This window comes from Cronobacter sakazakii, assembly GCF_000982825.1.
GTDB lineage: Bacteria > Pseudomonadota > Gammaproteobacteria > Enterobacterales > Enterobacteriaceae > Cronobacter > Cronobacter sakazakii.
Map to the genome: position 1 here is coordinate 1,794,401 of NZ_CP011047.1, position 20,286 is coordinate 1,814,686.

Consider the following 20,286-nt stretch of genomic DNA (forward strand, 5'->3'; position numbering starts at 1 on the left):
GCTCAGCAGGTAATGACTCCAACTTATTGATAGTGTTTTATGTTCAGATAATGCCCGATGACTTTGTCATGCAGCTCCACCGATTTTGAGAACGACAGCGACTTCCGTCCCAGCCGTGCCAGGTGCTGCCTCAGATTCAGGTTATGCCGCTCAATTCGCTGCGTATATCGCTTGCTGATTACGTGCAGCTTTCCCTTCAGGCGGGATTCATACAGCGGCCAGCCATCCGTCATCCATATCACCACGTCAAAGGGTGACAGCAGGCTCATAAGACGCCCCAGCGTCGCCATAGTGCGTTCACCGAATACGTGCGCAACAACCGTCTTCCGGAGCCTGTCATACGCGTAAAACAGCCAGCGCTGGCGCGATTTAGCCCCGACGTATCCCCACTGTTCGTCCATTTCCGCGCAGACGATGACGTCACTGCCCGGCTGTATGCGCGAGGTTACCGACTGCGGCCTGAGTTTTTTAAATGGCGGAAAATCGTGTTGAGGCCAACGCCCATAATGCGGGCGGTTGCCCGGCATCCAACGCCATTCATGGCCATATCAATGATTTTCTGGTGCGTACCGGGTTGAGAAGCGGTGTAAGTGAACTGCAGTTGCCATGTTTTACGGCAGTGAGAGCAGAGATAGCGCTGATGTCCGGCGGTGCTTTTGCCGTTACGCACCACCCCGTCAGTAGCTGAACAGGAGGGACAGCTGATAGAAACAGAAGCCACTGGAGCACCTCAAAAACACCATCATACACTAAATCAGTAAGTTGGCAGCATCACCCGCTCAGCATTTCACGCTGTTCGGGTAATTTTGCAAGATAGACCGCCGGTTTGCCGTCTTTATCGGTACTGAAAAGAATGGCGTTGCCGTCCGGCGTGAAAGAAGGGTGTGGATGCGTCACCTGACGGCTGCCGGCAAATGTCTCCCAGGACGTATCGTGACGCGCCACACGGTAATAGGATTTATTATTTACATCAAAAACATAGAGATAAGGGTCGTTGTCAATGGTATAGCCGCCGGTGTCTTTCACATCGACCGGTGTGCCAGAGCCGTCGCCCACCAGCAGCGTGCCGTCGAAATTACTCATCAGGTGCGAGCATGCCGGGATTGGCATGATCTCTTCATTAACGCCGCGCTCCGGCAGGTAGCGGTAAACCGTGCGGCCCTGCTGGCCCTTGAGATAAGAGACATAAACCAGCGCTGAGCCGTCCGGCACCCAGAATTCGTGAGTGCAGCTTTCACCCTCGGCGTGTTCCTTCACTTTGCGCACATTGCTGCCGTCTTCATTCACCATCCACATACGGGCATCGATCAGATCGTGCGGGCCTTCATGACAGAACGCGACGGTATTGTCGTCGAACGGGCGATAAATCGGGTGCCCCAGCCAGATTTTCTCTTCGTGGATCGTCTGGCTGGCGCCGGTTTGCAGGTCAATACGCAGCAGGCGGCAATGCGGCCCTTTGTGGAAGAAATCATGGAAGATTTTCCAGTCGCTCAACGGCACATAGTCGCTTTTTGCGATTTCGATCCCGACCAGTTTGGTGCAGTCGCTGTTCGCCACCCAGGTGCCGTAGCCGACCCACGCTTCCGGCACGCGATAGACGTCGCGCTCGGCAAGTGTGGTGAGGTTAACTTCGCGCAGGACGCGATCGTTTTTCACATAGTAAAGATAGTTGTCGTCCGGCGAGAGAAAACCGCCAAAGGTATTGTCGCCCGCGCCTTCGGTGAGCTGTACCGCTTCGGCGTTTTCCAGATCCAGCAGATAGTAGTTCCAGTGCCCGTCGAATTCGCCGGCAAACAGCAGGTGGCTGCCATCGTTAAAAAAGCATTTCTGGTAGAAATAATTGCGGTGACACGTCACTTCCGGTGGGGTTAAACGCGTGACTTCCGCCCCGGTATCCGGGTCAATGCTTACCTGATACTGAAGTTTCACCCGCATGCCTTTGGCCATACTCTGCTCCTTACGTTACCGGCTGGCGTTCGCTGATTAAATTTCGAAAACAGTAATATAAATTATCAAAACAGTGTTTCAATGTGTGTGACTGTGGGCGCATTTCTGCTCAACTGTTCTAATGGAAAGAGTATTTTTGGACAAAATCAGCGCGAAAGCGGTATCGAGGGATGCCGGGCGACGGGCGGTAGACTTTTCATTAAAACCGCGCCATAAAATTTTATTTAACTGATTTTAAAACGAAAATTTGCAGATTGTGTAAAGGCTGTCTGTCGGGCCAACGCGATAAACGTGACCGCAACATCAAATCCGGCAAGATGTAACCATAAAAATGAAACAATGTTTTATTTATAATTGAAAACGCGTTTCGTTACGTTTAAGATGGATGTCATCCCAAAAAAAGAAACGCTGTTTCGCTGTTTTATTTCCTTCTGCGGTCTCTCTTTTGATGCGCGGTGAGTGGCAGATGTCTAACGCGATACGTGCCGGGCTGCCTGTTACCTGGCGTTTTATGGCATCGATATCCGTGATGAAGAGAGGGCGTAAGCGGCGGACAGCCTTATTACGGTCACGCCTGTCACAGACAGGCCCGATAACAAGGAAACACACATGATTCTCGATGCATTCTCTCTTCAGGGTAAAGTCGCGATCGTTACCGGTTGTGATACCGGTCTTGGTCAGGGTATGGCGCTGGGCCTCGCAGAAGCAGGCTGCGATATCGTGGGCATTAATATTGTCGAACCGGCGGAAACCATTGAGCGTGTGACTGCGCTGGGCCGCCGTTTTCTGAGCCTGACGGCCGATCTGCGTAAAATCGACGCGATCCCGGCGCTTATCGGACGCGCGGTGGCAGAGTTCGGGCATATCGACGTGCTGGTCAATAACGCAGGGCTTATCCGCCGCGAAGACGCAATTAACTTCAGCGAGCAGGACTGGGACGACGTGATGAACCTGAATATTAAGAGCGTGTTTTTTATGTCTCAGACCGTGGCGAAGCAGTTCATCGCTCAGGGCAACGGCGGCAAAATTATTAATATCGCGTCGATGCTCTCCTTCCAGGGCGGCATTCGCGTGCCGTCTTACACGGCGTCTAAAAGCGGCGTGATGGGTATTACACGCCTGATGGCGAACGAGTGGGCGAAGCACAATATCAACGTGAACGCCATCGCGCCCGGGTATATGGCGACCAACAACACCCAGCAGTTGCGCGCCGATGAGCAGCGCAGCGCCGAGATCCTTGACCGCATTCCGGCAGGCCGCTGGGGTCTGCCGAGCGATCTGATGGGGCCGGTGGTGTTCCTGGCGTCCAGCGCGTCAGATTACATTAACGGTTATACCGTTGCGGTTGATGGCGGCTGGCTCGCGCGGTAAGCGTAATGTGCAGTTAAAAAACCTCCCGCGTGGAGGTTTTTTTTATGGGGAACGTTTAGCGGTGCGGGATGCGGTGGGTGCGCTTTGCTTACCCACCCTACAAAACACATAGCCCTTTTCGCTCGTAGGGTGGGTGCGCTTCGCTTACCCACCCTACAAAGTAGGTAATCCTGATGTTAGCGTAGGGCGGGTAAGCGAAGCGCACCCGCCGGACACCATCTTTACCACGTTTACCTAACCCCGCCCACACAGGCGGGGTTGCAACAGAAACTACGCTTAGCGCATCGCGCGTTTCAGAATACGCTCTGCCTGGCGCTGGAATTCCGCCGCGGCGTCTTCAACGGATTTCTGGCCATAATCGATATATTGCAGCGCGGTGCCGAACTGCGACACGATTTGCGGATCGTCAAAATAGGGCGAAACGGCAAGCGTGGTCGGCAGCGACTGCGCCAGCTTCAGGCCAGACACCGACGGATCGTCATCTTTAATCACGCCCGCTTCGGTAAGCTGCGCCACCGCGGCCTTGCTGAGCGGCACGCCGCGTTCAAGCCCCAGCGCCGCCACGCCCTCTTTGCTGTTCAGCAGGAAGTTAATCAACTGCGCAGCCTCTTTCGGGTGTTTAGTGGATTTACCGATTGAGAGCATCTGTGCCGGTTTAAAGAACAGGCCCGCATCTTTGGCGCCCGGCAGCATCGGGTAAGCACCCAGCTCAAGCTTCGCGGGCGGCTTTAAGTTGTCGGAGTATTTGGTAATGGTGGAGTTCCACATATAGGTGCCCGCCCACTCGCCCTGGATCCACGGCTTCATCTCATACATGTTGCTCTTGCCGAACGAGGCATAATATTTAGTATCCGGCATCACGTGGCTGTCGATGAGCTTTTTATACATGCCGAAAAACTCGACCCACTGCGCTTTGCTGTAGGCGAATTTTTTGGTTTTCTCATCCACCGCCGGAATATTGTATTTCTGCACCATGTAGGAGTTGAGCAGGGCCAGCACATCCTGATGCTCCAGCACGACCGGGTAATACTGTTTGCCGAGTTTCGACTCGAACGTTTTACCGGCGGCCATCAGCTCATCCCAGGTTTTCGGGTAGTCGACGCCCGCTTTCTTCCAGGTTTCATTGTTGTAGTAGAATACGCGGGCGGTGACGGAGATCGGAATACCGTTGAGCTTGCCGTTGACAGTAGTGGACTTCAGCTCTTTCGGGTCGAACTGGCTCAGGTCGATGACATCTTTTACCTGATTTAAATCGTAAAACCCGTCGCCGTTTTTGGAGAAGATCGGCAGCCAGTTCCAGTTGGTTTGCATCACGTCCGGCTCGGTGCCGCCCGCGATTTGCGTGGTAAGACGCGAAAGATGGCCGTCCCAGCCGGTGTATTCCGGCTTAACGCTAATTTCCGGGTGCTGTTTGTGAAATTCCTCCAGCGCTTTCAGCGTGACCTGGTGACGGCCATTGCCGCCCCACCAGGACATACGCAGCTCGACGTTTTCCGCCGAGTGCGACGGCAGCGCGCAAAGGGTGAGGGTAGACGCTAATGCTGTGCTAACGAGGGCTTTTTTCATTATAAGATTCCTGTCAGAGAGTGAGGTTCTGTTCTGTTTTGGCGTCAAAAAGATGACACTTATTCATGTCGAACTTAAAAAACACCTTGCGGTGAAGGCCCTTTTCAATCATCGGCTTAGCTTCATCGGAAGGGATGCGGCAGGTCATTTCGAAATCCGCGACCTTGAGATAGACGAAAAACTCGTGACCCATATTCTCCACGCGCACCAGTTCACCGGTGCCGCAGGGTTCGGCATAGGGCGTGTCGGAAATTGAGACATATTCCGGGCGAATGCCGAAGAAAACCTGTTGCCCGGCGTATGCGGTCACTTTCTCCTGCTGGCGTGGCGTCAGCGCCAGGCGGTCATCGCCGATGCAAATTCGCAGCTCGCCTGCTTCTTCCACCAGTTTGCCGGGTTTAATGTTCATCTCCGGCGCGCCGATAAAGCCCGCCACGAACATGTTTTTCGGGTAGTGATAGAGATTATCTGGCGTGTCCACCTGCATAATATGACCAAGCTTCATCACGCAGATGCGATCGCCCATAGTCATTGCCTCGGTCTGATCGTGCGTGACGTAGACCGTGGTGGCCGGTTTGCCGCTCTTTTTCAGCTGTTTATGCAAATCGGAAATACGGATGCGCATCGAGGCGCGCAGTTTGGCGTCGAGGTTAGAGAGCGGCTCATCGAAGAGAAAGACATCCGGCTTTTTCACAATCGCGCGGCCCACCGCCACGCGCTGGGCCTGGCCGCCGGAGAGCTGACGCGGCAGACGGTCGAGCAGCTCTTCCAGCTCAAGGATTTTCGCGGCTTCATCCACCTGGCGGTTAATCTGATCTTTCGGCAGTTTGCTGAGCTTCAGGCCGAATGCCAGATTTTCGCGCACCGTCATATGCGGGTAGAGCGCGTAGTTCTGAAACACCATCGCGATGCCGCGCTCTTTCGGTGCCAGGTTATTCACCAGCTTCTCGCCGATGCGCACTTCGCCGCCGCTGATGGTTTCAAGGCCTGCGAGCATACGCAGCGTGGTGGATTTGGCGCAGCCTGACGGGCCGACAATCACCATAAATTCACCGTCGGCGATTTTCAGGTCGATACCATGAACCGCTTTAAAGCCGTTGGAATAGACTTTTTCTAACTTATTGAAAATAACTTCAGCCATGATATTCCCCTGTTAACCTTTGATTCCGCTGCTGGCCACGCCCTGTACGAAGTAACGCTGAGCCAGGAAAAAGACGATGATGGACGGCAGAATGGAAATACTCGCCATTGCCAGAATTTCGTTCCACGGCGCGCCTTCGGTCACGTCGATGGACATCTTGAGCGCCAGCGCTATCGGGTACTTATCGACGCTATAGACGTAAATCAGCGGGCCGATAAAGTCGTTCATCGACCACATAAACTGGAACAGCGCGACCGAGATCATGGCGGGCTTGAGGATAGGCACCACCACATACCACAGCACCTGGAAGGAGTTGCAGCCGTCGATTTGCGCCGCTTCTTCCATGTCGCGCGGCACGCCGCGCAGGAACTGGATCAGCATAAAGACGAAGAACCCCTGGGTGGCGAAGGCCATCGGCAGCCAGAGCGGCAGGTAGCTGTTGAGCATCCCCATTTCGCGGAACATCAGGTATTGCGGGATAAGCAACACGGTGCTCGGCAGCAGCATGGTGGCGATAAGCGTGGCGAACCAGAATTTCTTCCACGGGATTTCAAAGCGCGCGAAACCGTACGCCACAATGGTGGAGGAGATAACCGTCAGCACCACTTTCGGGATCACATATTTAAACGTGTTCATCATGTAGTGGCCGAAGTTATATTCAGTGCCGGTTTTCCAGCCGTTAATAAAGCCATCCCAGGTCGCGTGCGTCGGCCACAGGCCGAGCGTGGTGAAAATCTCGTGGTTGGGTTTAAACGACGCAGAGAACATCCACGCCAGCGGGTAGAGCATCAGCAGGCCGACGAACAGCAAAATTACGTAACGGATGGCGCGGCTTGCTTTTTCGCGCCGTAGCGTGCGCGCCACTTCGCGATCGCCCGCGCTCATGGCCGGGCGGCGAGCCAGCGTTTCCTGTTGGATATCAGCCATTTTTGCCTCCCTTATCGGCGGAGTAGAAGACCCAGTATTTCGAAGACTTAAAGGCGATGGAGGCGAAGAGCGCCACCACCAGGAACAGCACCCACGCGAGCGCCGCGCCGTAGCCCATGTCGAAATATTTAAAGGCGGTGTCGTAGATATAGAGCGAGAAGAGATAGGTGTAATAGGTCGGGCCGCCGCCGGTAATCACATACGGGCCGGTAAATTCCTGGAACGCCTGAGTGGTCTGCATAATGAAGTTAAAGAAAATGACCGGTGTGATCAGCGGGACTGTCACTTTCATAAACATCTGCCACTTCGAGGCGCCGTCGATCATCGCCGCCTCATACTGCGACTGCGGCACGTTTTGCAGCGCGGCCAGGAAAATCACCATCGCGGAGCCAAACTGCCAGACGCGCAGCAGCGTGACGGACATCAGCGCCAGCGAGGGTTCACCAAGCCAGTTCACCGGATCGAGCCCGAACACGCCGATAAAACTGTTCAGCAGGCCATCAATGGCAAACAGCGCGCGCCACAGCACGGCGATGGCAACAGAGCTGCCGAGGATCGACGGGATGTAATAGGCCGTGCGGAAAAAGCCGATGCCGCGCAGTTTAAAATTGAGCACAAACGCAATGCCAAGCGCGAAGGCGAGCTTCAGAGGGATAGTCAGGAATACATAAGCGAACGTCACGCCCATCGATTTCCAGAACAGATCGTCATCCATCAGCATATAACGGTAGTTTTCGATGCCGTTAAACACCGGCGGATTCATCAGGTCGTACTCGGTAAAGCTGAGCGCGAAAGAGGAAACAAACGGGAAGGCCGTAAAGACTATCAACCCGATGATATAGGGCGATATCCAGGCCAGACCCAGGAGCTTGTTTTCATTCATACATACCTACCTGGCATTCAAGGGTTCGTTAATCGGATGTGAGATGGTGTTTAAAGCGTGACAGCGAATGCGCCAGGCTCGTAAGGGCGTGGCTGGACTGCCATGCCATCGCGATGCCAGCAACGTATCGCCATGGAAACCGGCGGGCGTAACGTAATGAATATCGCGATTTTTATAATTTATTGAACCGTTGTTTCTTGTTTCTAAAACAGCGTTTTAATTTATTTTATTGCTATTTGTTTCGCCGTCATTCGATAAATAGTGGAAATGTGATCGTGGTCGAAACGCTGTTCTGGTTTTTTGAAGCAGCGCCGTTTTCGGGGCAAGGGCGGTGATACAACTTTTGGTAGGCACGCAAATTAGTGTTTGCTCTCAATTAGGATTATTCGTAATAATGATGATTACGGACGTAATACCTCTCCTCACAACAAGGATATGTTTCTTTGTTTTGCATAGTTTTTCCTTTTTTGTCAAAGAGATAGTTGTGTGCGCCCGTTCACTTTCTCAAAACAATACATTTGACCGATGAAACAATTCGCACGCATATTGTTTTTGGCGGAAATAATTTCGACTTCATCAGCAGCTTAATTAAACGTAACGCACTCACTATGTCATCGATAGATATCAAAAATAATCCGCTTACTTCGTCTGCGGATTATCCGCTCCTGGGGCAGCCGCGCGCTGAGTTAGATCTGTTTGCGCTGGTCGACGTGCTTTTCAAATCCCGTAAGGTGATCCTCTCCATTACGGCATTGTTTATCGTGATGGGTCTGGCGCTGGCCTTTTTGCTCCCGCAAAAATGGACCAGTGACGCCGTGGTGTCCATTCCTGAAACGCCGCACTTATTGAATTAAAGCGCGTGCTGGTTGATCTCCAGGTGCTGGATGTGGATGCCGCTATCGATGCCGCGTCGCTTGAAAATATGTTCCTGAAAAAATTCGATTCGCGCGCGCTTCAGGAAAAATTTCTCCGCACCTCGCCGTGGGTGCAGGCGCAGGTGAAGGAAGCGCAGGGGGATACTGAAAGCCTGCAGCGCGCGATTACGCTTGTGGCGCAGCGGATAAAAATGGTTTCTAACGACAACCCGAAAGCGGCGTCAGCCTCGCCTTACAGCTCCTGGACGCTGAGCTTCACCGCGCCGAAAGCGCAAGATGCGCAGCGCGTGCTGAAGGAATACATCAATTATGCGGCGCTGGCGGTACAGCGAGAGGTGCTTGAGAACCTGCGCTCGACCATTGAGCTTAAAGTGAAATCGGAAGAGAGCCGTCTGATCCTTGACCGTAACACGCTCGCTAACGAGCATAAAATCGCGATTCAGCGACTGAACTATTCATTGCAGGTTGCCAATGCCGCGGGCATTAAAAAGCCGGTGTACAGCAATGGACAGGCGGTGAAAGACGACCCGGATTACTCCATTGCGCTTGGCGCGGATGGGCTTGCGCAGAAGCTGGCTATTGAGCGCTCCATTACCGACGTGACGGCGCTGAATGCGGCCATCCAGAACCGCGAATATCGTCTGGCAGAGCTGAAAAAGCTCAACCTGGCGGACGTGGATTTCCAGCCCTTCCACTATCAGATGGCACCTTCGCTGCCGATGAAAAGCGACGGGCCGGGAAAAGCGCTGGTACTTATCCTTGCCGCGATGCTGGGCTTTATCATTGCCTGCGCGACGGTGCTGGTGCGTGATGTCTTCACGAAGCGTCAGGTTATGACGCAGCACGCAAGCGACGTCGACGCGCTGCTCTCCTGATACCGTTCGTATGACAAAAAAGCCGCCTGATGAGGCGGCTTTTTTATGGGCGCGATTTACTTCAGAAAATCTTCCCGTACCGGCGTAAAGGTATCAAGCAGCGTGCCGGGTGTAATACAGACGCAGCCATGCATAATATTCGGCTGTTTATAAAGCGTATCGCCTGCGCTCACGCGGCGGGTTTCTTCGCCGATGGTGAATTCAAATTCACCAGAGAGCACATACGTCAGTTGCTCATGCGGGTGGCAGTGCATCGGGCCGACCGCACCGGCGTCAAAATTCACTTCCACCGCCATCATTTTTCCGCCATGGGCCAGAATGCGGCGCGTGACGCCATTGCCTAAATCTTCAAGCGTCGTCTCTTTGTGATAGATAAACATGCCGTGCCTCTGATTTGTGAAACGTTGTTTCAATTAATCTATCCTGGCAGGAAAAAGATGAGAACGCGCCGGCGTGTGAAATGGCGGGCAGATCACATTTGTTCCGCTCTGTGAGCATGTTATAACCGGGGAATCGCAAACAGGAGGCAACGATGAAGACAGTAGGCTTGCTCGGCGGCATGAGCTGGGAATCGACCATTCCTTATTACCGGTTAATTAATGAAGGCGTGCGCGACCGGCTCGGCGGGCTGCACTCCGCGCAGTTACTGCTGCACAGCGTCGATTTTCACGATATCGAAGCCAGCCAGGCGAGCGGTGAATGGGAAAAGGCGGGCGAGATGCTGGCGCAGGCGGCGCTCGGTTTAGAACGCGCCGGTGCGCAGGCCATCGTGCTCTGTACCAACACGATGCATAAAGTGGCGCACCAGATTGAAGCGCGCTGCGCGCTGCCGTTTTTGCATATCGCCGACGCGACGGGCCGCGCGATTGCGCAGGCGGGGCTGCGCCAGGTTGCGCTGCTCGGCACCCGGTACACCATGGAGCAGAATTTCTATCGCGCGCGGCTGGAAGAGGGGTTTGGCGTCACCTCGATTATCCCGGATGCGCCCGCACGTTTGCGCATCAATCAGATTATTTTCGATGAGCTGTGTCTTGGGAAAATCACGACGGAGTCAAAACGCTACTATCAGCAGCAGGTAGAAATTCTGGCAGAGCAGGGCGCGCAGGGCGTGATTTTCGGCTGTACCGAAATCGGTCTGTTGCTCGGTGCGCAGGATTGCCCGCTGCCGGTGTTCGACACCGCCGCGCTGCACGCCGCCGATGCGGTGAACTTTATGCTGAGCGACCAGAACTGACCAGCATCGCCTCCAGCGTATCGCTAAGCCCTCTCATCTGCTGCTGTAAGTGCTGGCTGAACGCGTCCACCAGCGCCGAAGCGGGGCGGTGCAGAGGGCGGATGAGGCTTACCGTGAAGGGCACCGCCACGCTGAAGCGGCGCACCACAATGCCCGTCGCCGCGTAATCCAGCGCGGTGAGCGGGTTTACTATCGATACCCCGACGCCTGCACGCACCATCGCGCAGACCGACGCGGCGCTGTGCGTTTCCAGCACCATGCGGCGCTGCACGTTATGCTCCTGAAAGAGCGAATCAAGCAGTTGCCGGTAGCTGTCTGTACGCGACAGGCTGATGTAGTTCTCCCCTGCGAAATCCTGCGGCGTCAGCTGCGGTTTATCGGCCAGCGTATGGCCTGTGGGCAATACGCACACCTCATTTAACGTCAACAGTGTCAGCCGCTCGGTGCCGGCGGGCGTGGCGGTATTTTCCGTAATGCCTAAGTCGTGACGCTGCGCGGAGAGCCACTCTTCAAGCAGCGGCGACTCCTGGGGCACGATGTTCAGGCTCACGTCCGGGTAGCTATCCAGAAAGGGTTTTAACACCAGTGGCAGTAGCGACTGTGAGAAAACCGGCAGGCAGGCGATGGAAAGCTCGCCCTGGCGGAACTGGCGCAGGCTTTCGGCGGCGCTGATGATGCGGTCAAGCCCGTACCAGGATCGCTGGACTTCTTCAAACAGGCGCAAGCCCTGGACGGTGGGATGCAGCCGCCCGCGGCTACGGGTAAAGAGCGACAGGCCAATGAGTTTTTCAAAGCGCGCCAGTTCGCGGCTGACGGTGGGCTGCGAGGTGCGCAGCAATGCCGCGGCTTCCGTGAGATTGCCCGCCGTCATGACCGCGTGAAAGATTTCAATATGGCGAAGCGTGACGCCAGGCATAAGTGAACCCTTGTTTGTGTGAACATACACCGCTGGCGATCCGGCGGCGGGTGCGCTTTGCTTACCCGCCCTACAACAACTACGGGTTAATCTGCGGACTCCAAAATCCATATCATTTTTGCATAGACTCACGAGAAAACGATATTTTTTCTTCGTTAACGGCTGTGGCGTAATAAAGGCATCAGCTTAAAGGAGTCTCGCCATGCCACGTTCGCTTTATCACACCGACAGCGCCCTTAACGCCGACACGCTGCTGCCGCTGCCCGCGCAGTACGGCGGCCCGGTCTGGGTTTATGACGCGCAGATCATCCGCGCGCAAATCGACCGCCTGCGCCAGTTCGACGTTATTCGTTTTGCGCAGAAAGCCTGCTCGAATATTCATATTTTGCGTCTGATGCGCGAGGCGGGCGTTAAAGTGGATTCCGTGTCGCTCGGCGAGATCGAACGCGCTATCGCCGCGGGCTACGATCCGCGCCAGAACCCGGATGACATCGTATTTACGGCGGATGTGCTGGACGACGCTACCATCGCCCGCGTGCATGAACTGGGCGTGCCGGTCAACGCAGGCTCGGTGGATATGCTGGCGCAGCTCGGCGCGGTATCGCCGGGGCATCGGGTCTGGCTGCGCATTAATCCGGGCTTTGGCCACGGCCACAGCCAGAAAACCAACACCGGCGGCGAGAACAGCAAGCACGGTATCTGGTACAGCGATCTCCCGGCGGCGCTGGCGGTGATGCAGCGCTATCAGCTGAAGCTGGTTGGCATGCACATGCATATCGGCTCCGGCGTCGATTACGGACATCTGGAACGCGTATGCGGCGCGATGGTAAGCCAGGTGATCGAGTTCGGCCAGGATCTGGAGGCGATCTCCGCCGGCGGCGGGCTGTCCATTCCTTACCGCGAAGGCGACGAAACCATCGATACCGACCACTATTTCGGCCTGTGGAATCGCGCCCGCGAGCAGATCGCCGCGCACTTTGGCCACCCGATCAAGCTTGAGATTGAGCCTGGGCGTTTTCTGGTGGCGGAAGCGGGCGTGCTGGTGGCGCAGGTGCGCAGCGTGAAAGAGATGGGATCGCGCCACTTTGTGCTGATCGACGCGGGCTTCAACGATCTGATGCGCCCGTCGATGTACGGCAGCTATCACCATATTTCCGCGCTGGCGGCGGATGGGCGCGATCTGCGCGCCGCGCCGCTGCTGGAAACGGTGGTTGCCGGGCCGCTGTGTGAGTCAGGCGATGTGTTTACGCAGCAGGAAGGCGGCAAAGTGGAAACCCGCGCGCTGCCGGCGGTGCGTCCGGGCGATTATCTGGTGCTGCACGATACCGGCGCGTATGGCGCGTCGATGTCATCAAACTACAACAGCCGTCCGCTGTTGCCGGAAGTGCTGCTGGAAAACGGCGAGGCGCGCACCATTCGTCGCCGTCAGACGATCGACGAATTACTGGCGCTTGAGCGCTTTTAACGGCGTGACGGCGTAAGGGCCGGGTGCGACGGAATCCCGCAATACCAGCGTGCCGGTAAATGGCGGGATCGCGGCGAGCGGTTCGTCGCGCGCCAGCCGCACCGCGCTCTCAATCGCGGTGGTTATCATATCTTCGATCGGCAGACAGACCGTCGAGAGCCCAGGCTCAAGCCAGGCGGCGCTCGGCGCGTCGTCGAAGCCGAACAGCGACACATCTTCAGGAATACGCAGGCCCGCCTGGTAGAGCGCCTTTGACGCCCCGAGCGCCATATCGTCGTTGCAGGCGAACAGCGCGGTGAAGCGCACGCCGCGCTCCAGCAGCTCTTTACAGCGCGCGTGGCCGCCGCTCATGCTTGAATCGCCGTTTTTAATCAGCGCCTCGTTCCCGGCGATGCCGTGCTTTTCCAGCGCGCGACGATAGCCGAGCAGACGCGCCTGCCCGGTGGGCGTGGCGAGCGACACCGTGATGCAGGCTATCTCCCGGTGCCCCTGTTCAATCAGATATTCCACCGCCTGAAAAGCCGCGTCCTGCTGTTCGAAAAAGACGCAGCGTTCGCGCGCCTGGCTGACGTCGCGGTTGATAATCACCAGCGGCACGGCGGTGTTATCGATAAGTTCCATAATCGCGGTTTCGCTCATATGGCGGGTATAGAGGACGATGGCGTCGCACTGTCTGTCCGCCAGCATCTGCACGGCTTCCAGCTCGCGCGCGGGCGTGTCGTGGCCGTCGGTGACGATGAGCTGTTTGCCGTGCGCCTCGGTCTGGCGCGACGCCTGCTGCAACAGACGCCCGAAGTAAAAGCCGTTAAAGCTCGATACCACGAGGCCAATGCTGTTACTGGTGCGGTGTGCCAGCGAACGAGCCAGCAGGTTAGGGCGGTATCCCAGTTCTTCCATCGCCCGGAACACCTGCGCGCGGGTGCTCTCTTTCACCTGGCCTGTGTTGTTCAGCACGCGTGAAACGGTCGCTTTGGAAACGCCTGCCCAAACTGAAACATCCCGCATTGTCACCATTCCCTTCGCTCCCGTTGTCGTCGTGATTCGATGGAGTTTAACACACAAGCCGGACCGCGACGGAGCCGCCCACGCACGCTGTCGGCGCGTTCACACCGGCCCCGTTTCTGGTATACCAAATTTCATAAATTGCATTTTTTGGAATACCAATGGCCGGTTGTGGGAGAAGCGTCACAGATAATTGTGCCAGTCGATCCTATTTTTTGGCATACCAAAAAAGGTGTTCAGCGGTAACCTTTCCATTAAAAAAGCCACATTCAAAGAGGGCACACCCTATGGCGTTCCAGGAAAAGTTGATCGATTCTCTGGGCAGTTTCGCGACTAAATTCAACAGTTACCGCTATATCATGGCGATCAAAGCGTCGTTTATTACGCTGATGCCGGTGATTATCGTCGGCGCGTTTTCGGTGCTGATTTCCAATATGGTACTGGATCCGAAAAACGGGCTGGCGAGCTTTCAGGCGCTGTCGTTCCTGGCGGCGCTCAAGCCCATCACCAGCGCCATTAACTACGCGACGCTGAACTTCTTAAACATCGGCGCGGTGTTTTTGATTGGCATTGAGCTTGGGCGCATCAACGGCATCAAGACGCTTTTCCCCGGCCTGCTGGCGGTGATCTGTTTTATCTGCGTGACGCCAACCACGGTCGAAATGCTGGTGGATGGCGAAATGCATGTGGTTAAAGATGTGCTGCTGCGCCAGTTCTCTGACACCCGCAGTTTGTTCCTCGGGATGTTTATCGCCATTCTCTCCGTTGAGATCTATACCTGGCTTGAGCACCGCGACGGGCTGAAAATCAAAATGCCTGATACCGTGCCGCCAAACGTCTCGGCGTCGTTTTCGGCACTGATCCCGGCGATCATTACCACTACCGCTATCGCCACATTCGGTTTCGTGTTCCATCAGGTGACCGGCATGTATCTCTACGACGCGGTCTATCAGGTGGTGCAGCAGCCGCTGGAGCGCGTGGTGCAAAGCCTGCCGGGTATTCTGCTGCTGATGTTCGTCGCCCAGCTTTTCTGGGTTATCGGCATTCACGGTAACCAGATGATTAAGCCGATTCGCGAACCGCTGCTGCTCGGCGCGATTACCGTCAACATGAGCGCGTTCGAACAGGGCAAAGAGGTGCCGAACATCATCACGATGCCGTTCTGGGATGTCTATATGAGCATCGGCGGCTCCGGGCTGACCATCGGCCTGCTTATCGCGGTGATGATCGCCACCAAACGCAAAGAGATGAAAGAGATAGCCAAGCTCTCGTTTGGCCCCGGCATTTTCAATATTAATGAACCGGTGATTTTCGGGATGCCGATTATGCTCAACCCGATCCTCGCGGTGCCGTTTATCATCACGCCGCTGGTGACCGGCACGATAGGCTATTTCGCAACGGTCATGGGCTTTGCCGGGAAAGCCGTGGTGATGGTGCCCTGGACCACGCCGCCGCTGATTAACGCCTGGCTCTCCACCGCAGGCTCAATGGGCGCGGTCGTCACGCAACTGGTCTGCATTCTGGTCTCCATTCTTATCTATCTGCCGTTTGTGAAGATCGCGTCGCGCCGTGCCGAACAGGCGCAGGCAGAAGCCACTCGCGTTGAAACCGCGAAAAACGTATGAGGACCGCATGAGCGAAAAAACTCTCGCCATCCCGCAGGATTTCATTCTCGGCGCGGCGTCGTCCGCCTGGCAGACCGAAGGGTGGAGCGGCAAAAAACCGGGCCAGGATTCGTGGCTCGATCTCTGGTATCTGAACGATCGCCACGTCTGGCACGACGGCTACGGCCCGGCGGGCGCGACGGATCTTATCAATCGCTACGAAGAAGACGTGGCGCTGATGAAACAGGCGGGGCTGACGCACTATCGCACGTCGATCAACTGGTCGCGCTTTTTCACCGACTATGAAAACGGTGTTGTCGATGAAGAGTACGCGGCGTATTACGACCGCTTTCTGGATGCGATCAGGGCGGCGGGCGTCGAACCGATGATCTGCCTGGAGCATTACGAGCTGCCGGGCTATCTCTTTGAAACCTACGGCGGCTGGTCGTCCAAAAAGGTGGTCGAGCTGTTCGTTCTCTACGCCGAAAAAGTCTTTGAGCGCTACCACCACAAAGTGTCGCGCTGGTTTACCTTTAACGAACCGATTGTGGTGCAGACGCGCGTCTATCTCGATGCGCTGCGCTGGCCCTATGAGCAGAACACCGCGACCTGGATGCAGTGGAACCACCATAAAACGCTCGCCACTGCGAAAGTGGTGCGATTGTTTCGCGAGAAGGGCTACGCGGGCAGCGTGGGGGTGATTCTGAACCCGGAAGTGACCTATCCGCGATCGCGTGCGCCGCACGATGTCAGCGCCGCCGAACGCTACGATCTCTTCTATAACCGTGTTTTTCTCGACCCGTTAGTCAAGGGCGTCTATCCGCCTGAACTTATGGAGCTGCTTGAGAAACATGGCGTCATGTGGGAATACAGCGAAGAGGAGCTTGCGATTATTCGCGACAACACCGTGGATGAGCTTGGCATCAATCTTTATTACCCGCATCGCGTCAAAGCGCCGTCGCGCGCCTGGCACCCGGAGACGCCGTTCCATCCGGCGTATTACTACGAGCCGTTTGAACTGCCGGGGCGGCGAATGAACAAATCGCGCGGCTGGGAGATCTACCCACGCATTATTTACGACATGGCGATGCGGCTCAAAAACGACTACGGCAACATCCCGTGGTTTGTCGCAGAGAGCGGAATGGGTGTCGAAAACGAAGCGCAGTTTCGCAACGCCGACGGCATGATTGAAGATGATTACCGCATCGGGTTTATCGGCGAGCACCTGTACCAGACGCTGCTGGCGCGCGAGGCGGGGGCCAATTGCCAGGGTTATATGCTGTGGGCGTTTACCGATAACGTCTCGCCCATGAACGCCTTTAAAAACCGTTATGGTCTGGTCGAAATTGACTTAGCAAACCAGCGCGCGCGGCGGCCGAAAAAATCCCTGCACTGGTACAGGCGGCTGCGCGAGTCGCGCACGCTGACGCTTACGATTGATGATGAATGGAAATAAGGACCGCTGATGAAACGTATCGTACTGTGTTGTTCCGCTGGCATGTCCACGTCGCTTGTGGTCACCAAAATGGAAAAAACCGCCGCCGAACGCGGGCTTGAACTGAACATCTACGCTATTCCCGAGCAGAATCTGCGCGATGAACTGGAACTCCACGGCGGCGATATTCAGGCGGTGCTGCTGGGGCCGCAGGTACGCTTTAAGCTTGCCGAAAATAAAAAGCTGACTGACGAACACCAGATCCCGATCGCGGTCATTGATTCTGTCGCTTATGGCACGCTTAACGGCGCGAAAGTTCTCGATCAGGCGTTATCTCTGGTAATCTAACGCGCCGCGAAGCCCGCTTGCGGCACGCGAAATTGGGTCCATTCAGAGCACAGGTGATCACGTGGAGAAGGCAGTCGTTCCGCCGGAGAAAAAGCAGTATCAGGAGATTGGTGAGGATCTGCGCGCGCAAATTATCCAGGGCCACTACCCGGTCGGCTCCCGTCTTCCGCCGGAGCGCAATATCGCCGAGAAATATGGCGTCAGCCGCACCATCGTGCGCGAGGCGCTGCTGATGCTGGAGCTACAGGGCACCGTGGATATTCGCCAGGGGTCCGGCGTCTATGTGATGCGCATTCCGGCGGAGCACGAAGCCGAAGAGGAGCGCTTTTTCTCAAGCGATATCGGCCCGTTTGAAATGCTGCAGGCGCGGCAATTGCTGGAGAGCAATATCGCGGCGTTCGCGGCGAAAATGGCCACCAAAGCGGATATCGACAACCTGCGGCGCATTCTGGAGCAGGAACAGCGCGCCATCGCCATGAATGACACCACGCAGGATAACAACAAGCTGTTTCATCTGGTGCTGGCGGGCGCGTCGCAAAACCAGATGCTGCTGGCGACGGTGGAAAGCATCTGGCATCACATGGACAGCAGCCCGCTCTGGCAGCAGCTGCGCGCCCATATCGAAACCCGCGCGCATCGCCTGAAATGGCTTGGCGATTACCAGACCATTCTCGCGGCGCTGCGTCGTCGCGACGTCATGGGGGCCTGGCAGGCGATGTGGCAACATCTGGAAAATGTGAAAAACAGCCTGATGGAGCTGTCTGATGCCGACGCGCCCGATTTTGACGGCTACTTGTTTGAATCGGTGCCCATTTTCCAGGGAAAACTGCAATGAACATAGTGCCGCTCTATGAAGCGCCGCAACATGCGGAGCAGGTGACCGACTGGCTGTGGCAGGCGTTCGGCACCTCGCTGCCGCGCGCGTTTTTTGCAAGTATCGTCACGCACAGCCAGCGGCCGGGTCAGTTGCCACTTACTTTTGTGGCGATTAATGGCGAACGAGTGCTCGGTACTGTCGGGCTTTGGCGCTGTGATTTAATCAGCCGTCAGGATCTCTTTCCGTGGCTGGCAGCGCTTTACATCGATGAGGCGCAGCGCGGCAGAGGGCTTGGCGGGGCGTTACAGCGCGCGGTGATGGACTACGCGCGCGAGCAGGGGTTTTCGGAGCTGTTTCTCTACTCCGCCTGCCGGGATTACTACGAGCGGTTTGGCTGGGCGTATATCGGCGACGGTCTGGACTATCCGGACCAGACCGTGCATCTGTATCGTTACGATTTATCCGGCTCGGCGGGTGCCACCACGGAGTGACGGCGCACCAGCGTCGGGGTAAAGATATTGGTGATTTCCGGTGCGGGGCGGTTATCCGCGAGCGCTAACGCGAGTTCCGCCGCCTGGGTCGCCATCGTGACGATCGGGTAGCGGATGGTTGTCAGCCGCGGGCGCACGTAGCGCGACACCAGCACGTCATCAAACCCTATCAGCGAAATCTCCTGCGGCACCGCGATGCCGTTATCGTTCAACACGCCCATCGCGCCCGCCGCCATCGAGTCGTTATAACAGGCCACGGCGGTAAATTGTTTTCCCTGCCCGAGCAGCTCGGTCATCGCCTGCTCGCCGCCGCTCTCGTCTGGTTCCGCCCAGGCGACCAGACGGTCGTTACACGGCAGACTGTGCTCGCGCAGCGCATCGTAGTAACCCTGCAAACGGTCCTCGGCATCCGAAATTGCATGATTTGAACAGAGATAACCGATGCGCGTATGGCCCTGCTGAATCAAATGGCGAGTGGCAAGCCTGGCGCCGTAGCGGTCGTCGAGCGCCACGCAGCGTGATTCAAACCCCGGCAGAATGCGGTTAATCAGCACCATGCCTGGGATCTGTTTCATGAGCGGGATAAGGTCTTCATCGGGAATGGTTTTGGCATGGACCACCAGCGCCGCGCAGCGGTGACGAATCAGTTGTTCAATCGCCTGACGCTCTTTTTGCTCGCTATGGTAGCCGTTACCGATAAGCAGAAAATTCCCGGTGTGGTAGGCCACCTGTTCCACCGCTTTGACCATTGCCCCGAAGAACGGGTCCGAGACATCGCCCACCACCAGACCAATGGTTTCTGTGGTCTGCTGGGCCAGCGCCCGGGCATTGGCGTTAGGGTGGTAATTGAGCTGTTCCATGGCGCTCAGCACCGCCTGGCGGGAGGCGTCACTGGCTTTGGGGGAGTCGTTAATAACGCGGGAGACCGTCGCAACAGAGACTCCCGCAAGCCGCGCAACATCCTTAATAGTCGGCATTCAGTACCTTCAGGGGTAAGCGTTTACACTGCGGTAAGTGTTACGGAAAAGCGCAGTCACTTCAAGCCGAATGCCGGTCGGGCGGGCGCTTGCTCACAAAAGACCGGGAGAAAAATAAGAAGAAGACCCTGTGGATGTAAACAGAAAAAGCCAAATAATTTCAGGTAAAACCTTTAGTTACACTTTGCGATGGGCTGTTGCGATTGCTGGCTGGCGGGGAGTGTGGGCGGGTTGCTACATTTGAGATCCCAGAGGTATTGATAGGTGAAGTCAGCGACTTAGCTGATCACAACACTTACACCAACCTGCGCGGATGCGCAGGTTTTTTTTTGCCTGCTTTCCGCCTCGCTATAGCCCTCCCGCTGCCTGAATCACTCACCACATTATTTATCGCGCTGGGCGTGACAATTTC

Annotated in this window: 18 protein-coding genes and 1 pseudogene; 9 read left to right on the plus strand and 10 right to left on the minus strand. The window is 56.1% G+C overall.

The annotated features are described in order from the left end of the window. Nucleotides 1-23: 23 nt before the first annotated feature. A protein-coding gene (locus CSK29544_RS08465) for an IS1-like element IS1B family transposase (RefSeq protein WP_095033700.1) occupies nt 24-721 on the minus strand; the annotation gives its coding sequence in 2 pieces (ribosomal slippage) (nt 24-472 and nt 472-721; 699 coding nt in all). A gap of 50 nt (nt 722-771) precedes the next feature. Next, the gene (locus CSK29544_RS08470; RefSeq protein ID WP_007901290.1) at nt 772-1,947 is read right to left on the minus strand and encodes an oligogalacturonate lyase family protein; all 1,176 of its coding nucleotides are present in this window, start codon (nt 1,945-1,947) and stop codon (nt 772-774) included. Between the two features lie 609 nt (nt 1,948-2,556). Here CSK29544_RS08470 and kduD point away from each other — a divergent pair. Beyond that, nucleotides 2,557-3,318 carry a 2-dehydro-3-deoxy-D-gluconate 5-dehydrogenase KduD gene (kduD, locus tag CSK29544_RS08475; RefSeq protein WP_007870604.1) on the plus strand — a complete coding sequence of 254 codons (762 nt, stop codon included), beginning with the start codon at nt 2,557-2,559 and terminating at the stop codon, nt 3,316-3,318. Between the two features lie 276 nt (nt 3,319-3,594). Here kduD and CSK29544_RS08480 read toward each other — a convergent pair whose 3' ends face one another. The 4 genes from CSK29544_RS08480 to CSK29544_RS08495 are packed head-to-tail and all read right to left on the minus strand — an operon-like array spanning nt 3,595 to nt 7,835. Beyond that, a complete protein-coding gene (locus tag CSK29544_RS08480; protein ID WP_029039238.1) occupies nt 3,595-4,884 on the minus strand; it encodes an ABC transporter substrate-binding protein in 1,290 nt (429 codons plus the stop codon). A gap of 13 nt (nt 4,885-4,897) precedes the next feature. After that, complete coding sequence (locus tag CSK29544_RS08485; RefSeq protein ID WP_007894378.1) at nt 4,898-6,025, minus strand: ABC transporter ATP-binding protein; 1,128 nt, start codon at nt 6,023-6,025, stop codon at nt 4,898-4,900. Nucleotides 6,026-6,037: 12 nt separating this feature from the next. Beyond that, nucleotides 6,038-6,952, minus strand: a complete 915-nt coding sequence (locus CSK29544_RS08490; protein ID WP_007894379.1) for a carbohydrate ABC transporter permease — start codon at nt 6,950-6,952, stop codon at nt 6,038-6,040. Further along, nucleotides 6,945-7,835: a carbohydrate ABC transporter permease gene (locus CSK29544_RS08495; RefSeq protein ID WP_004385692.1), complete on the minus strand. Its 891-nt coding sequence runs from the start codon at nt 7,833-7,835 to the stop codon at nt 6,945-6,947. The genes CSK29544_RS08490 and CSK29544_RS08495 overlap by 8 nt, the downstream gene beginning before the upstream one ends. A gap of 608 nt (nt 7,836-8,443) precedes the next feature. On the opposite strand from CSK29544_RS08495, the pseudogene wzz(fepE) reads away from it, so the two are divergent. Further along, nucleotides 8,444-9,585, plus strand: a pseudogene (gene wzz(fepE) / locus CSK29544_RS08500) (LPS O-antigen length regulator Wzz(fepE)). Between the two features lie 56 nt (nt 9,586-9,641). Here wzz(fepE) and CSK29544_RS08505 read toward each other — a convergent pair. After that, a complete protein-coding gene (locus CSK29544_RS08505) occupies nt 9,642-9,965 on the minus strand; it encodes a cupin domain-containing protein (RefSeq protein WP_004385694.1) in 324 nt (107 codons plus the stop codon). Nucleotides 9,966-10,117: 152 nt separating this feature from the next. Here CSK29544_RS08505 and CSK29544_RS08510 point away from each other — a divergent pair, with 152 nt between their 5' ends. Further along, the gene (locus CSK29544_RS08510; protein ID WP_007894393.1) at nt 10,118-10,819 is read left to right on the plus strand and encodes an aspartate/glutamate racemase; all 702 of its coding nucleotides are present in this window, start codon (nt 10,118-10,120) and stop codon (nt 10,817-10,819) included. Here CSK29544_RS08510 and CSK29544_RS08515 read toward each other — a convergent pair. Continuing rightward, complete coding sequence (locus CSK29544_RS08515) at nt 10,797-11,735, minus strand: LysR family transcriptional regulator (RefSeq protein ID WP_007894396.1); 939 nt, start codon at nt 11,733-11,735, stop codon at nt 10,797-10,799. The genes CSK29544_RS08510 and CSK29544_RS08515 overlap by 23 nt on opposite strands. A 202-nt stretch (nt 11,736-11,937) precedes the next feature. On the opposite strand from CSK29544_RS08515, the gene lysA reads away from it, so the two are divergent. Next, entirely contained in the window at nt 11,938-13,200 is a 1,263-nt protein-coding gene (gene lysA / locus CSK29544_RS08520) for a diaminopimelate decarboxylase (protein WP_007894406.1), read from the plus strand. On the opposite strand, the gene CSK29544_RS08525 is transcribed toward lysA, so the two are convergent. After that, nucleotides 13,177-14,214 carry a LacI family DNA-binding transcriptional regulator gene (locus CSK29544_RS08525; protein WP_029039237.1) on the minus strand — a complete coding sequence of 346 codons (1,038 nt, stop codon included), beginning with the start codon at nt 14,212-14,214 and terminating at the stop codon, nt 13,177-13,179. The genes lysA and CSK29544_RS08525 overlap by 24 nt on opposite strands. A 275-nt stretch (nt 14,215-14,489) precedes the next feature. Between CSK29544_RS08525 and CSK29544_RS08530 the strand changes: the two genes are divergently transcribed. From CSK29544_RS08530 to CSK29544_RS08550, 5 genes are all read left to right on the plus strand, one after another. Further along, the gene (locus tag CSK29544_RS08530) at nt 14,490-15,827 is read left to right on the plus strand and encodes a PTS sugar transporter subunit IIC (RefSeq protein WP_007700846.1); all 1,338 of its coding nucleotides are present in this window, start codon (nt 14,490-14,492) and stop codon (nt 15,825-15,827) included. 7 nt (nt 15,828-15,834) lie between these two features. Next, entirely contained in the window at nt 15,835-17,262 is a 1,428-nt protein-coding gene (locus CSK29544_RS08535) for a glycoside hydrolase family 1 protein (protein ID WP_007894411.1), read from the plus strand. Nucleotides 17,263-17,271: 9 nt separating this feature from the next. Beyond that, nucleotides 17,272-17,589 carry a PTS sugar transporter subunit IIB gene (locus CSK29544_RS08540; RefSeq protein ID WP_007894413.1) on the plus strand — a complete coding sequence of 106 codons (318 nt, stop codon included), beginning with the start codon at nt 17,272-17,274 and terminating at the stop codon, nt 17,587-17,589. A gap of 61 nt (nt 17,590-17,650) precedes the next feature. Beyond that, nucleotides 17,651-18,424 (plus strand): FCD domain-containing protein, encoded by a 774-nt coding sequence (locus CSK29544_RS08545; protein ID WP_004385941.1) that lies wholly within the window; start codon nt 17,651-17,653, stop codon nt 18,422-18,424. Next, entirely contained in the window at nt 18,421-18,897 is a 477-nt protein-coding gene (locus CSK29544_RS08550) for a GNAT family N-acetyltransferase (protein WP_029039236.1), read from the plus strand. Before CSK29544_RS08545 ends, CSK29544_RS08550 begins: the two co-directional genes overlap by 4 nt. Here the strand turns inward: CSK29544_RS08550 and galR are convergent. Further along, nucleotides 18,858-19,874: an HTH-type transcriptional regulator GalR gene (gene galR, locus CSK29544_RS08555; protein ID WP_007894415.1), complete on the minus strand. Its 1,017-nt coding sequence runs from the start codon at nt 19,872-19,874 to the stop codon at nt 18,858-18,860. The genes CSK29544_RS08550 and galR overlap by 40 nt on opposite strands. Nucleotides 19,875-20,286 lie beyond the last annotated feature (412 nt).

Coding starts and splice junctions, on each gene's coding strand:
- CSK29544_RS08510 (WP_007894393.1), top strand. CDS start 10,118: ATGAAGACAGTAGGCTTGCTCGGCGGCATGAGCTGGGAATCGACCATT.
- CSK29544_RS08535 (WP_007894411.1), top strand. CDS start 15,835: ATGAGCGAAAAAACTCTCGCCATCCCGCAGGATTTCATTCTCGGCGCG.
- CSK29544_RS08470 (WP_007901290.1), bottom strand. CDS start 1,947: ATGGCCAAAGGCATGCGGGTGAAACTTCAGTATCAGGTAAGCATTGAC.
- CSK29544_RS08515 (WP_007894396.1), bottom strand. CDS start 11,735: ATGCCTGGCGTCACGCTTCGCCATATTGAAATCTTTCACGCGGTCATG.
- CSK29544_RS08530 (WP_007700846.1), top strand. CDS start 14,490: ATGGCGTTCCAGGAAAAGTTGATCGATTCTCTGGGCAGTTTCGCGACT.
- CSK29544_RS08505 (WP_004385694.1), bottom strand. CDS start 9,965: ATGTTTATCTATCACAAAGAGACGACGCTTGAAGATTTAGGCAATGGC.
- kduD (WP_007870604.1), top strand. CDS start 2,557: ATGATTCTCGATGCATTCTCTCTTCAGGGTAAAGTCGCGATCGTTACC.
- lysA (WP_007894406.1), top strand. CDS start 11,938: ATGCCACGTTCGCTTTATCACACCGACAGCGCCCTTAACGCCGACACG.
- CSK29544_RS08495 (WP_004385692.1), bottom strand. CDS start 7,835: ATGAATGAAAACAAGCTCCTGGGTCTGGCCTGGATATCGCCCTATATC.
- CSK29544_RS08480 (WP_029039238.1), bottom strand. CDS start 4,884: ATGAAAAAAGCCCTCGTTAGCACAGCATTAGCGTCTACCCTCACCCTT.
- CSK29544_RS08525 (WP_029039237.1), bottom strand. CDS start 14,214: ATGGTGACAATGCGGGATGTTTCAGTTTGGGCAGGCGTTTCCAAAGCG.
- galR (WP_007894415.1), bottom strand. CDS start 19,874: ATGCCGACTATTAAGGATGTTGCGCGGCTTGCGGGAGTCTCTGTTGCG.
- CSK29544_RS08485 (WP_007894378.1), bottom strand. CDS start 6,025: ATGGCTGAAGTTATTTTCAATAAGTTAGAAAAAGTCTATTCCAACGGC.
- CSK29544_RS08490 (WP_007894379.1), bottom strand. CDS start 6,952: ATGGCTGATATCCAACAGGAAACGCTGGCTCGCCGCCCGGCCATGAGC.
- CSK29544_RS08550 (WP_029039236.1), top strand. CDS start 18,421: ATGAACATAGTGCCGCTCTATGAAGCGCCGCAACATGCGGAGCAGGTG.
- CSK29544_RS08540 (WP_007894413.1), top strand. CDS start 17,272: ATGAAACGTATCGTACTGTGTTGTTCCGCTGGCATGTCCACGTCGCTT.